Origin of the sequence: Bifidobacterium sp. UTCIF-39 (assembly GCF_006408715.1) — a bacterium.
In the GTDB taxonomy this organism is placed as follows: domain Bacteria; phylum Actinomycetota; class Actinomycetes; order Actinomycetales; family Bifidobacteriaceae; genus Galliscardovia; species Galliscardovia tissieri.
The window spans coordinates 1-13,954 of sequence record NZ_JEOG01000027.1; the positions used below are offsets into that span (position 1 = coordinate 1).

The window sequence follows — 13,954 nt, forward strand, 5'->3', positions numbered from 1 at the left end:
AGTGTCGCTTAAGCGCACGCAATAAATCCGATACAGTCATGTTCTCTCTTTCACCCACCTAGGAAGGCAAACAGTCAGGTCCATCAAATTTGCAACCGCATCCGCCGATTGCACCTTTCCACAGAATACTCTTAGCGGATGCCAAATATGGGGGCGTACATGAACTCTTTACTTACGAGGGGATGAGAATTCTGAGGGCAGACGATATTCATGGACGTGATGATGACCCACTCTACCGTCGTTATCTCCTTGTTTTGGAGGGCACCTTCCAGACTTGGGGGTCATCTGTTTGCACAGCTGCCGACGCGGGTTCGGCACGGCTGCCGGCGCGGCCTAATGAGACGCCGTACCCCGGCCCCTCGCACACCCGGTAAAATGGAAAAGTCTGTATTTTCTTACGTCGGCCTTAAGGGGAACTTCATGAACAAGGCAATCATCACCGTCGTCGGTCAGGATACGGTCGGTATCATCGCCCGCGTCTGCACCTACCTCTCGAAGCACCACGTGAACGTGCTCGACATCTCCCAGACCATCATCGACGGATTCTTCAACATGATGATGATCGTCGACTACTCCGAATCCGACAAGGACTTCAGCGCCATGGTCGGCAACCTCGAGGACCTCGGCGACGACATCGGTGTGCGCATCCGCTGCCAGCGCGAGGAAATCTTCACCAAGATGCACCGCGTCTGATCATCACGATCATCAACCACCGTCTGATCCGAACTGATCCGTATCAGAGCCGAATCAGCGCCGAATCAGCATCGAAAGGATTTGCACACCATGCTGAATATCATGGAGGTCCACGAGACCAATCAGATGATCGAGCAGGAGAAGCTCGACGTGCGCACGATCACGATGGGCATCAGCCTGCTCGACTGCGCGGCCGCCGACGTGGACACCGTCTGCGACAACATCTACAACAAGATCACCTCCTACGCCAAGGATCTGGTGAAGACCGGCGAGGAGATCAGCCGCGACTACGGCATCCCGATCGTCAACAAGCGCATCACCGTCACCCCGATCTCGCTCGTGGGTGCCAGCTCCTGCAAGACCAGCGACGACTTCGTAAAGATCGCGCACGCGCTCGACCGTGCGGCCAAGACCGTGGGCGTGGACCTGATCGGCGGCTACTCGGCGCTCGTGTCCAAGGCCATGACGCCGGCCGAGGAACTGCTCATCCGCTCCCTGCCCAAGGCACTGTCCGAAACCGATCTGGTGTGCTCGTCCGTGAACGTGGGCTCCACCAAGACCGGCATCGACATGAACGCCGTGGAACTGCTCGGCCACGTCATCAAGGACACCGCCGAGCTCACGCGCGACAACGATTCCTACGGCTGCGTGAAGTTCGTGGCGTTCTGCAACGTGCCGGACGACAACCCGTTCATGGCCGGCGGTTTCCACGGCGTGACTGAGGGCGATGCTGTGATCAACGTGGGCGTGTCCGGACCGGGCGTGGTGTCCCGCGCGCTGGATGCCGCGGTCGGACGTGACTTCGAGTTCCTGTGCGAGACGATCAAGCGCACCGCGTTCAAGATCACGCGTGTGGGTCAGCTGGTGGCGCAGGAGGCCTCGCGTCGTCTGGGCATTCCGTTCGGCATCATCGATCTGTCGCTCGCGCCGACCCCGGCCGTGGGCGATTCGGTGGGCGAAGTACTTGAGAAGATCGGTCTGGAGCAGGTGGGCGCGCCGGGTACCACGGCGGCTCTGGCCATGCTCAACGATCAGGTGAAGAAGGGCGGCATCATGGCGTCGTCCTACGTGGGCGGTCTGTCGGGCGCGTTCATCCCCGTCTCCGAGGACAAGAACATGATCGACGCGGCCGGTTCCGGTTGCCTGACGATCGAAAAGCTCGAGGCCATGACCTGCGTGTGCTCGGTCGGTCTCGACATGATCGCCATTCCTGGCGCCACGTCCGCGGCCACGATCTCCGGCATGATCGCCGACGAGGCGGCCATCGGCATGGTGAATCAGAAGACCACCGCCGTGCGCGTGATCCCCGTGGCCGGCAAGGGCGTGGGCGAGATGGCGAACTTCGGCGGCCTGATGGGCTACGCGCCGATCATGCCGGTGAACCAGACCTCGTGCGAGGCGTTCGTGACGCGCGGCGGCCGCATCCCCGCCCCGATCCACAGCTTCAAGAACTAAGGACTGCAGAACTGCGGGACGGAGGTGCGGACTGCAACTGCGGAACTGTAGACTGCAGAAATGTGGTAAATAGGGGATCGTAAAGATCGAAACCGATGCCTGAGCTCAATAGCTTTTTGAGCTCAGGCATCATTTGTTTATCAGTCACATCAATCCCATATTCCAAAATCTGCCCGAATACTAAGCACCCCCACTCCTTAGTGTGATCACACTAAAAAATGGGGGTGTTGGAATTTCAACGTTTTGGGGGCCTGTGGCGTTAGTGTGAGCTCACACTAGCGGCAGGGCGCACACTAATGGCGAGGCTCACACTAACGGTGGGGACTCACACCAACAGCGCACCTCACGCGTTGCGCGCGGAGCTGGGGGCGGCGTAGGCGGCGAGCGCGCGTGGGGCATGGAAGCCACGGGCCGCGAATTCGTCGGCGATCTTCTGTGCGACCTCTTCGGAACGACCGGCGTCGACGAGCGCGATGATGGAGCCGCCAAAGCCGCCGCCGGTCATACGGGCACCGTAGGCGCCGTTGCGACGGGCCACGTCCACGGCCACGTCGAGCTCGGGCACGGTGACCTCGTAGTCGACGGCGAGGGAGTCGTGGGATGCGTTGAACAAGCGTCCGGCCTCCTCGATGTCGTTTTCGGCGAAGGCCTTGACGAATTCACGCACGCGTTCGATTTCGGTGACGACGTGGCGCACACGCTTCTTCATGTTCTCGTCGGGTAGGGCGTCGAGCACGTCCTGCAGCGCCTGTTCCGGATCGTCGGCCTCGCGGATGGCGTCGGCGGTCACGCGCAGGTTGGCCACGCCGAGGATTTCGGCGGCCTTCTCGCAAGTGGCGCGTCGTTCGGCGTACTGGCCGTCGTTGAGCTGATGCGGAGCCTGGGTGTCGAGGGCGAGCAGTTCGAGCTTGTTGGCTTTGAGGTCGAACGGCTGCTGGGAGACATTCTCGAGCGGGGTGAGTTCGGGGCGGCAGTCGAGCAGCAGGGCGTGGCCTTCGGTGCAGCGCATGGAAGCGTTCTGGTCGAGTCCGCCGGTGGATGCGCCGGCCATTTCGTTTTCGGACTTGATGGCGGCGTTGATCAGGGTGACGCGGCCGGCGTCGGACTGGCCGTAGCCGAGACCGTACACGTCGTCGAGGGCGAGCGCGGTGGAGCAGGTCATGGCTGCGGAGGAGCTCAGACCACTGCCGAGCGGCACGCAGGAGACGAAGGCGGCGTCGAATCCGCGCACGTTGAAGCCCTTTTCGCGCAGCGCCCAGGCCACGCCGACCGGGTAGGCGGCCCAGCCGTCGACGCCGCGGGCCTGCAGTCCGTCGAGGTCGGCGGATACGACGTCGTCGGGCTTGATGTCGGAGACGACGCGCACGGCGGTGTCGGTGCGGGGCTTGAGCGCGATGTACGTGCGGTGTGGCAGGGCGATGGGCAGGCACAGACCGGCGTTGTAGTCGGTGTGTTCGCCGATCAGGTTGACGCGGCCGGGCGAGCTCCATACGCCTTCGGGTTCTTCGCCGTACGCGGCCTTGAACAGCTCGGTCGCGCGGGCGACGCCGTCCTCAGCATCGATCGGGGCGATGAATTCGACGTTGGTCATGATGTGATTATTCCTTCCTTGGATGGACAGAATGGATAGATGAGCGTGCCGCAACGGTGCGGCTTCATGGTCACGATAACCGGAAAAATGATTCACGCGGACCGGGCGAGTCCGATAATCGTAATCGGAACCCGGTCCGCGTGACCATTGATGCATACGGATGTATGCGACGATTATGTGCGACGATCAGCCTTCGATGTCGATGGGGCCGAGTTCGTGGAAGCGCTTGGCGATGAGTTCCGGCGTGGTGTCGGAGATCCATGCGGCCATGCCCGACTCGGAGCCGGCAAGGTACTTGATCTTGTTGGCGGCGCGGCGGAAGCTGAAGAACTGCAGGTTCAGGCGGTAGTTCGCGCGACGCGGATCGTGGATCGGAGCCTGATGCCAGGCGGCGATGTACGGCAGATCCATGCCCTTGCCGTCGCCCTTGTCGAAGAATGCGTTGCCTCGCTTGAGCAGCGTGGAGTACATCTGGGCCAGATCCCAGCGTTCCTGGTCGTTGAGCTCGTCGAGCGTGAGCACGTCGCGCACCGGGGCGACATGCACCTCGAGAGGCCAGCGGGCGGCGGCCGGCACGTAGGCGACCCAGCTGTGGTTGCGCAGCACCACGCGCTCCTCGGCTTCGATCTCGGCGTTCATGAGGTCCTTGAGCAGGTTGCCGCCGGTCTTCTCGTGGTAGGCCTCGGTGTGCTTGAGTTCGGCTTCCAGCCTCGGGGCGATGAACGGGTAGCAGTACACCTGACCGTGCGGATGGGCCAGCGAGACGCCGATCTCGGCACCGTGGTTCTCGAACGGGAAGATCTGCTCGATGCCTTCCATCTTGGAGATCTCGGCGGTGCGGAACGCCCAGGCCTCAACGACCGTGCGCAGTCGGGACACCGGCAGATCGGCGGGCAGACCGTGTTCGTTGGGATCGAAGCAGATGACCTCGCAACGGCCCGTAGCGAGCTTCTTCTCCCACAGCGGGTTGTCGTTCACGAACGTGACGTCCTCGCTACGGCCGGGCACGCGCACCATCGACGGGAAGCGGTTCTCGAACACGACCACGTTGTAGTCGGTATCCGGCACCTCGCCGTCCTGGTACGGATCGCCAGGCTTGCGCGCGGCCAGCGGATTGCCCTTCGCGGTGGCGCCGGGGCCGGCGGTGATCGGTCGATTCATGCGGGCGGTGGCCATGGGAATCCAGTCGCCGGTCAGCGGATCGCGACGCATTTCGGGAGCCGCGTACGGCACTTCCTCGCCGGCCGCGTTGAGCTGGTTGCTGAAGCGGTACGGCAGGTCGCGAGGATCCGTCAGCTCACGGGTCTTGGCTCCGGAAACGTATTCCGGATCATCGTCGAGATAGAAGAAGTCACGTCCGTCGGCCAGTGTGGTCGGAGTGATGCGGATGTGCTTCTTTGCATATTCGCCAGGAACATACTGCGCGAATTCTGTCATCATTATTCTCTTTCCTTGTCGGTTTCGTCCTGGGCGGCCAGAACGAGATCTTTTACCAAATCCTTGGCCTGTTCGGCGTATTTCGGTTCCAAGCCATCGTCAGTAATCAGTACGTCGATGGACTCGAAACTCGCGAACATGGACAGTGAGGTGTTGTCCCACTTGGTGTGGTCGGCCAGTACGACCCGTCGATCGGCGATGTTGATCAGGGCAGCGTCGGTCGCCGATTCCAACGAGTTCGGTGTGAGGAATCCGCGTGGCATGGACACCGAATGCGTACCGAGGAACAGCGTGTTGACACGCAACGATGAGATCACCTTGTCGGCGATCGGTCCGACGAGCGAGTTGGATCGGGTGAGCACACCACCGGTGACGATCACCTCAGCGTCCTTGTTTTCCATGGCCTGCACGAGTTCCGCCACGGGAATCGAGTTCGTCAGGATGGTGATTCCCGACGAGTTCTCGCTTTCCAGCAGATGCTGGGCGAACACGTACGCGGTGGTGCCACCACCGATGGCGATTACATCGCCGGGCGACACATATTCGACGGCGGCACGCGCGATGGCGTCCTTGAGTCCGATGTCCATCTGGGACTTGACGGAGAACAACGGTTCGGCAAGCAACGTGCTGGTGGTCACGGCTCCGCCATGCACGCGTTTGAGCAGCCCCTTATCCGCAAGCTCGGCGATGTCTCGGCGGATCGTCATTGATGAGACGCCGAGCTCCTTGCTGAGCGCAGTGATGCGAACGGCACCGCGCGTGCGCAGTCTGCTCAGGATCACATGTTGTCTATGAGAGGAAATCATACGAACATTATCGCACACAACCTATCAAAAAGTAAAATCAACCGAACATTATTCTTGCCGGATCGTCAGCATCCCACACGATCCCGCGTCAACCCGCACCCGATCGCAACCGGCGGGATCTGCGATTACGATCCGGAACGGAAAAGGCACGCACCATAACCCAGCGAACATCGGTTACGCCATGCCACCGGGTCGGAGCACAACGTAACCGCATCGAACCCCGATCATGATTCGGGACAGTGCACAGACACAACGTAGCCGGAGGGTTCAAAGCACTGCGAAAACGTACAAGGTGCACCACCACTGATCCCAGTCGAACGGCCCACGCATATGTCGTCATGCCGCAGATCATGAATCCACAGCCCACGCTCTCACACTGCGGGCTCGTCACGGACATCACACCAACCCGCAGCAAAGCAGTCTCCCCGCTGCAGGTCAGTCACGAAACTGACGCAAACCCGCAGCAGGAGCAGAGCACCGCCTCGGACAAACTGCGGATTAGTCACGAACACCACACCAACCCGCAGACAGCGGGATCCTTCACTGCGGGTTGGACGCGAACAGATAACAGACCCGCAACACAACCCAACCCACACTGCGGATCCGTCACGGACATCACACCAACCCGCAGCAAGGCAGTCTCCTCGCTGCGGGTTTGCAATGGGTCCGCAACAGAACCGCAGCTGACACATGCCATCGCCATTAACCGAGGTGAACGCCACCGCCATGGGAACCACCATCAGGGAAAACCGGCGTAGCCAGATCAACGATCCAGACACCCCACGCAGGAACCACCCCTTACTCCGTACTGCTACCGTACTGTTCGTCGCGCGCAACGATTCGGACGTCTCCCGGCAAGCACCATTGTGGACGAAGTTCACCCGCGAAGAAACGGGAGTCCAGGCACCTCCCATCAGGAGGACCGCCCCGGCCCACGTTATCGGCGTCGGGCCCTATCGACGTCGGGCCGGAATCAGGCGCTGCAATCCCCAGATGGTGACTCGCCACATGGCCTCGAGCACGATGGCCGAGCTCATCTTGGAAACGCCGCGCACGCGCTGCGGAAAGACGATCGGAACTTCCCGGATCACGCCACCAGCGGCCAGCACACGTCGGGTCATATCGATCTGGAACACGTATCCGCCGGCTTCGACCTCATTCAAACGAACAGAACGCAACATCGATGCACGATACGCACGGAATCCGGCGGTCATATCGTGCACGCGGGAGCCGAGCATGATACGCGCATACAGCGATCCGCATGATGAGATCAGATTGCGATACCACGGCCATCCCTCCGAACGGCCGCCACGCACACGCCGCGATCCGATCACCAGATCAACCCTCCCGGCATACCGAGCTCCGGCCCCACCACGACCGCTCACCCCCAGCAACGGGGCAAGCAATCGCGGCAGATCCTGCGGACGATGCGAACCATCCATATCCATCTCGCAGATCACGTCGTATCCACGATCCAATGCCCACCGGAAACCGGCCAGATACGCAGGACCAAGTCCGCCCTTGCCCGCCCTGTGCAGCACATGGATGCGCGGATCGTCGTCGGCCATCGCGTCGGCAAGATCGCCCGTGCCGTCAGGAGAATTGTCGTCGACGACCAGAACGTGCACGTCGGGGCAATGTCGCAGCACGGCGGGAATCGTGACGGGCAGATTGTCCTTCTCGTTGTACGTGGGCATCACCACCACAACGGAGGCGCCGCCGGAGATAGCGGCATCACCAACACCAGCGGCATCAGCGCCAGCACCCCCGGCACCACCATCAACGAAGCCTTCATCAACATCCTCGACACCGCCAGCGGTCACGGTCGCACTGCCATCCCCAACACTCATACCGCCATCCCCAACAATCGTATTGTCGTCATCAGCGCCCGAACCACTGTTCACGTCAATCGTTGGACTTCCACAATGCGAAACGCTCACATCGTTCCCCGGACATCCGACCGGACGCCTCTCATCGTCGTCCTCACCCGCCGCAACCGTCGTGTTCGCCATATCCGATTCCTTATATTTATATATGCATTATCATGCGCGTACATGGAACAACAACCGCCCGTCACCGGCACATCGTTTTCCGATGTTTACCGACTGTTTTTCCGTTGGCAAATCCATTCAACAGGATATTCGGCCCCCACCGCGCGCGCTAGACTAATAGATTGAAAAAATCATACGGGACTCAACGATGGAGGTTGACGCTTGGTGATTCGCGCTACCGACGACCTGGAAAGCCAACGCGACGCCCTTCTTCACACCGCCCTGTTCAAGCAGGTGCGCCCCGAAGAGGCCGACCAGCTGCTGCCGCATCTCCAACGACGCTATTATTCCAAGGGTGACGCCATATTCCACGAGGGGGATACGGACCACCGTATGTATCTGGTGGAGACGGGTCGAGTGAAGCTCACGCGAGAGTCGACCGACCACCGCATTCATCTGCTGTCGATCACCGGACGCGGCGAGCTGCTCGGCGAGATTCCCGTATTCGATCCGACCGGCGGCCCCCGTACGGCGTCGGCTATCGTCATGACCAACGGCACGATCGTCGCCTCGCTGGAGCGCGCCGCACTGTTCGCCTGGCTCGACGAGCACCCCCGCGTTGCCATCGACATGCTGCAGGTGATGGGCAATCGCGCACGACTCAATAACGAACGCATCGCCGATCTGGTGTTCATGGACGTTCCCGGACGACTGGCGAAGACGCTCATCGATTTGGCGCAGCGTTTCGGCGAGCCCAGCGAGGACGGTCTGGTGGTGCCGCACGATCTGACGCAGGAGGAGATGGCGCAGTTGGTGGGCGCCTCTCGCGAGACGGTGAACAAGGCGCTGATGGAATTTACGCAGCGTGGGTGGATCTCCCGCAGGGGCAGGACGATCATCATCTACCAGCCGGGCAAGCTGATCCGCCGAGCGCATCAGTAGCGCATCTGCATCACACCAGCAAGGCAATCGCACGGCACATCGGCAAGACGTCAGTACGGCGTATCGGCCCATCCACCCGTACGGCGCATCAGCGTATTCCCAGCGAATTTTGCGGGAATGACAGTGCCGTGAAGATTGCAATCGAATAGTCGAAAGGTAGGCCCACCACTTTACAATGGGCACCATGCCCGAAAAGAAACCAAAGACAGCTCGTCGTGTGTTCACGCTGATCCTTGCCTACATCATGTTCTGCGTCGCAGGCGGCGTGGTGGCCTCCGGATTCCTGCTGCCCGCCGTCATGGGTGCGAACGCCATGACCAAGAGCCTGACATCCTCGCTGAAGGCCGAAGACATCGACTTCGATCTGGCCGACCTGCCACAGCAGTCACGCATGTACGCGTCCGATGGCACCACCGTGCTGGCGACGTTCTATGAGCAGAACCGTATCATCGTGCCGCTGAAGAACATTTCGGACTACATGCAGAAGGCCGTGGTGGCACGTGAGGACCACCGTTTCTGGGATCACAGCGGCATCGACCCGCAGGGCATCGCACGAGCGTTCGTGCAGACATACGTGAAGAAGGGCGACACCCAGGGAGGATCGACCCTTACCCAGCAGTACGTGAAGAACATCCTCATCGATCAGGCCCTCGAGGACAACGATCCGATCGAGGCCTATCACGCGCAGGAGGAGACGATCGCCCGCAAGCTGCGCGAGATGCTCATCTCCGTGGAACTCGAAAAGAAGTATTCCAAGCAGGAGATTCTGCAGGGCTACCTCAACATCGCACAGTTCGGCAAGAGCGTATACGGTGTGGAGACCGCCGCCCGACACTACTTCTCCAAGAGCGCGTCCGAGCTGAATCTGGTGGAGTCCGCCACGATCGCGGCCATCACCAAGAACCCCGCCAACTACGATCCGACCGTGAATCCGACGGAGTCGGAGAAGCAGCGCAACATCACGCTTGATCTGATGAGCCAGTGGGGCTTCGTCGACAAGAGCGAAACCGACGCCGCCAAGAAGATCCCGATCGCCGACACCCTGCATGTGCAGGACGTGTCCGTCGGCTGCCAGGCGGCCGGCAACGCCGCATACTTCTGCGACTACGCGATCCGTCAGATCGAGAACTCCAAGGTGTTCGGCGAAACGCTGAAGGAGCGTCGCCAGCTCATCAGGCAGGGCGGCCTCAACATCTACACCACGCTTGACGTGAACGCGCAGAACTCCGCGTGGACCGCCGTGCGCGACAACCTGCCGGAGGATGATCCCAGTGGCTACGAGAATATTCTCGCCGCAATCCGTCCGGGCACCGGCGAAGTGCTCGCACTGGCGCAGAACCGCACCTACGACGTCAACGGCGCCCCCGGCACCACGCGAACCTCCGTGAACTACGCCGTCGACTACAAGGACGGCGGTGGCTCCGGCTTCCAGGTCGGTTCCACGTGGAAGCCCATCAACTTCGCCGCATGGATCAACGCCGGCAACTCCGCCAACGAACCGCTGGCGACCAGTATGCACTACTCGTACCGGACCATCCCCGATGCCAACGGATCCGGCGTGTTCGATGTGCAGAACTCGGGCGGCGGCACCGTGAACCCGGAGACACCGCTGCAGGCGCTCAACCAGTCGCACAACACCACGCAGGTGTCCATGGCGCAGCGCATCGGTCTGAAGTCCATCGCCGACATGGCCAAGACCATGGGATACCACCGTGCGGATGGCACCGACATCACCACGTACAACCCGTCGATGGTGATCGGTACGGAACCGTCGTCGCCGCTGACCATGGCCAACGTGTACGCCACCATCGCCGGCAACGGCGTGGCCTGCACGCCGATCGCCCTGACCAAGGTGACCGACAGCGCCGGCAAGAACTACAAGGTGCCCAGCGCCGACTGCCATCAGGCCATCTCCTCCGAGGTGGCGCAGACCACCGCCTACGCCATGAACCTCAACGTCACGCAGGGCGTGGCCAAGGACGCACAGCTGTCGAACGGACGCAAGACGTTCGCCAAGACCGGTACGAGCGAGCAGACGCAGCTGGCAACGTCCGGATTCGTGCCGCAGGTGGCCGCGTTCGCGCTGATCACCAACGCCGAGAACTCGGGCGTCTCGCTCAAGGGCACGATCAACGGCGTGTATCGTTCGTCCTGGTACGGTGCCGATATCGCACTGCCGACGTGGAAGGAGTTCATGGAGAACTACCTGAATTCCGCCAACATTCCGCAGAACAACGATTACGGCAATCCGGATCCGAACATGATCCGCACGAGCGGCGGTTCGTCATCGTCCACGACGACGAAGAAGAGGTCAAGTTCGAGCACGCGTTCGAACAGTACGAATTCCAACTCCGGGACGAGCGGGACCACCGGAACGACGGACGGGAACACCGGAACGACGGGCGAAACAACAGACGGTCAGTGATCCCCTCCGTCCCGGCACCGGAAGTCGAATCCGGACCGAGTCCGGAAACCGGTGACGGCTCACGATCGTCAATATGGTAAAACAGGCGTAGGGTAGTAATCCTACGCCTGTTTTGTATTGCCGAAGTCGGCATGAGAGGGGGCAGGCGTGCCAGCGGCGGCAGCCGTACAACCAACGAAAGCGAATTATCATGGCAGCTGATAAACGAACCACCAAACGATCCAGGAAGAACACCCGACCGCATCTTTTCGACCCGCTCACCCTGCGCGGACTGGAAATCCGCAACCGCGTATGGCTCCCGCCGATGGATACCTATTCGGCGTTCGCCCAGGACGGCAAGCCCACGCCGTTCCACTACCAGCACTACGTATCGCGAGCGCTCGGCGGTTTCGGCATGGTCATCGCCGAGGCCACCGCGGTAAGCCCTGAGGGCCGTATCTCCCCCAACGATGTGGGGCTGTGGAATGAGGATCAGGTGGAGGCGTGGCGTTGGATCGTCGACGGCATTCGTGACGCCGGCGCGGTGCCTGCCGTGCAGCTCAATCATTCGGGCCGTAAGGGCTCCACGGGCAGTTTCGCCGTGGGATATGAGGGACAGAGCGTGCCGCTGGATGCCGGTGGATGGGAGACCGTGGCCCCCTCCCCCATTGCGTTCGGCGAATATGCGACGCCGCGTGAACTGGCCACGGATGAGATCCGTGGCATCATCGAACAGTTCCGTGCCGCGGCGGATCGTGCGATCCGCGCCGGATTCCAGGCCATCGAAATCCATGCCGCGCACGGCTATCTGCTTAGTGAGTTCCTTGATCCGCTGACCAATGAGCGCACTGACGAGTATGGCGGTGATCTCACTGGCCGTATGCGTCTGCTGATCGAGGTGTCCGATGCCGTGCGCAGTGTGATGCCGGACAATGCCCCGCTGCTCGTGCGTATTTCCGCGACCGACTGGGCGGCCGGCGGCTGGGATCTGGATCAGACCATCGCCGTGGCGCGGGCGTTGCGTAGTCATGGCGTCGATCTGATCGACGTGTCCACGGGCGGCATCATCGCCGGCGTGACGATTCCGGCCGAGCCGGGATATCAGGTGCCGTTCGCGTCGGAGGTGCGCAAGCATGCGGATATTCGCACCACCGCCGTTGGTCTGATCACCAAGGCCAAGCAGGCCGACAAGATCGTGAACCATGGGTATGCGGATGCCGTGGAGATCGGACGCGCGGCTTTGCGCAATCCGTATTGGCCGTTGCGTGCCGCGTACAAGCTCGGTCTCAGCCGGGAGGCGGCGGGATATCCGGATCAGTATGTGCGTGGCGCGTACTGATCGATTGCATGATGAGTGATAATCAGTGACTCACTGAGCCACTGCACAGATCAGCCCGATCGGCCGGCCGGATGACCGCCTGATCGGGCTGATCGTCATTTAGCACATTTCAGCGCACGTCGATGCCGACCGCCTGCTGCACGTTGTCGAAGCCGTCGGCGTGAAGCAGGTCCACCAGACCGCGCTTCAACGTGGTGATGTTCTGCGGCCCCACGTACATCAGCGACGAAATGAACATGATCAGGCTCGCGCCTGCACGGATTTTCGCGTACGCCTGCTCCGGCGTGAACACACCACCGATGCCGGCGATGGCGAATCGGTCGCCGTAGTCGCGGTATACGCGCGCCACGAGTTCGGTACTGGCACGGTTGCAGGGCACGCCGGACAGGCCGCCCTTCCAGTCCTTGGGGATGTCGTCCATTCCGGTGCGATCCTTCTGCAGATTCGCCAGGGACACGCCCTGTACGTTGTGCCTGGCCAGCACGTCGAGCAGCGCGGTCATCTCGTCCCATGATTTGTTCAACGGCATCTTGACCAGCGTGGGCTGCGGACGGCTCACTTCGTCGAGCGCGGTGAACAGACGATCAAGATTCTTCGGATCGCTGGTAAACGGCTCGCCGGCCATGGTGTTCGGGCAGGAGACGTTGATCTCGATCATGTCGGTGCGGCCGACCGCGCGTTCCAACGACGTACGGTAGTCGGCGATGCCTTCGTCAAGGTCGCCCACCAACTTGTCGTTCGTACGGGCGAGGGATGCGGACATGCGCAACGTCTTCGCGTTCGTGTACGCCTTCTCGGCGCGGGCGATCACCTTCGCCGAACCCTGATTCGCCAGTCCCGCATGTACCATCATCGACCCGTATTCGGGCAGACGGTGGAACCACGGGCGCGGATTGCCGGCGCACGGGCGGGCCGTGGTGGAACCGAACGTCTCGAAACCGAATCCTGCGGCGTCGAGCACGGCGGGCAGCTGGCAGTCCTTGTCGAGTCCGGCGGACAGGCCGAACGGATTGTGGAATTTCACGCCCATCACTTCGGTTTCGAGTGCGGGATCCGTGTAGTCGAGCATCTCGCGCAGCATCCACATCAGCGGCGGCACCTTGCCCGCCAATGCGCATCCGGAGATCATCGCCTCGTGCGCCTGATCCGGCGGCATGGCGAAGAACGCCTTCTTGGCGACGTTCTTGTAGGCGAAGGAGAACAGATTGGTGCTGACATTGTTGACGGCGTTATGAACTGGCGACTGCGACACGTAACTCATACCGTCATTTTTACACGCTTGCGGATGGAGATGCC

General features: G+C 61.4%; 10 protein-coding genes. 5 read left to right on the forward strand and 5 right to left on the reverse strand.

Features of this window, described 5'->3' with window-relative positions:
- The first annotated feature begins 420 nt into the window (after window positions 1–420).
- Both EP30_RS09725 and EP30_RS09730 read left to right on the forward strand, forming a co-directional pair.
- On the forward strand, window positions 421–693 hold the full coding sequence (locus EP30_RS09725; protein ID WP_094664857.1) for an ACT domain-containing protein: 273 nt from the start codon (window positions 421–423) through the stop codon (window positions 691–693).
- 90 nt (window positions 694–783) lie between these two features.
- Entirely contained in the window at window positions 784–2,148 is a 1,365-nt protein-coding gene (locus tag EP30_RS09730; protein ID WP_140558290.1) for a PFL family protein, read from the forward strand.
- Between the two features lie 343 nt (window positions 2,149–2,491).
- On the opposite strand, the gene galK is transcribed toward EP30_RS09730, so the two are convergent.
- From galK to EP30_RS09750, 4 genes are all read right to left on the reverse strand, one after another.
- Window positions 2,492–3,739 carry a galactokinase gene (gene galK, locus EP30_RS09735; RefSeq protein WP_094664853.1) on the reverse strand — a complete coding sequence of 416 codons (1,248 nt, stop codon included), beginning with the start codon at window positions 3,737–3,739 and terminating at the stop codon, window positions 2,492–2,494.
- Window positions 3,740–3,925: 186 nt separating this feature from the next.
- A complete protein-coding gene (gene galT / locus EP30_RS09740) occupies window positions 3,926–5,176 on the reverse strand; it encodes a galactose-1-phosphate uridylyltransferase (RefSeq protein ID WP_094664873.1) in 1,251 nt (416 codons plus the stop codon).
- A 2-nt stretch (window positions 5,177–5,178) separates the two neighbouring features.
- Window positions 5,179–5,982, reverse strand: coding sequence for a DeoR/GlpR family DNA-binding transcription regulator (locus tag EP30_RS09745; protein WP_140558292.1), 804 nt, complete (start codon window positions 5,980–5,982; stop codon window positions 5,179–5,181).
- A gap of 953 nt (window positions 5,983–6,935) precedes the next feature.
- Window positions 6,936–7,679, reverse strand: coding sequence for a polyprenol monophosphomannose synthase (locus EP30_RS09750; protein WP_094664871.1), 744 nt, complete (start codon window positions 7,677–7,679; stop codon window positions 6,936–6,938).
- A 516-nt stretch (window positions 7,680–8,195) separates the two neighbouring features.
- On the opposite strand from EP30_RS09750, the gene EP30_RS09755 reads away from it, so the two are divergent.
- From EP30_RS09755 to EP30_RS09765, 3 genes are all read left to right on the forward strand, one after another.
- A complete protein-coding gene (locus EP30_RS09755; RefSeq protein ID WP_094664849.1) occupies window positions 8,196–8,915 on the forward strand; it encodes a Crp/Fnr family transcriptional regulator in 720 nt (239 codons plus the stop codon).
- A gap of 184 nt (window positions 8,916–9,099) precedes the next feature.
- Window positions 9,100–11,340, forward strand: coding sequence for a transglycosylase domain-containing protein (locus EP30_RS09760; RefSeq protein WP_181160868.1), 2,241 nt, complete (start codon window positions 9,100–9,102; stop codon window positions 11,338–11,340).
- A 190-nt stretch (window positions 11,341–11,530) separates the two neighbouring features.
- Entirely contained in the window at window positions 11,531–12,658 is a 1,128-nt protein-coding gene (locus tag EP30_RS09765) for an NADH:flavin oxidoreductase/NADH oxidase (RefSeq protein ID WP_140558297.1), read from the forward strand.
- 109 nt (window positions 12,659–12,767) lie between these two features.
- Here the strand turns inward: EP30_RS09765 and EP30_RS09770 are convergent, their stop codons facing one another.
- A complete protein-coding gene (locus tag EP30_RS09770) occupies window positions 12,768–13,919 on the reverse strand; it encodes a quinone-dependent dihydroorotate dehydrogenase (RefSeq protein ID WP_140558299.1) in 1,152 nt (383 codons plus the stop codon).
- Window positions 13,920–13,954 lie beyond the last annotated feature (35 nt).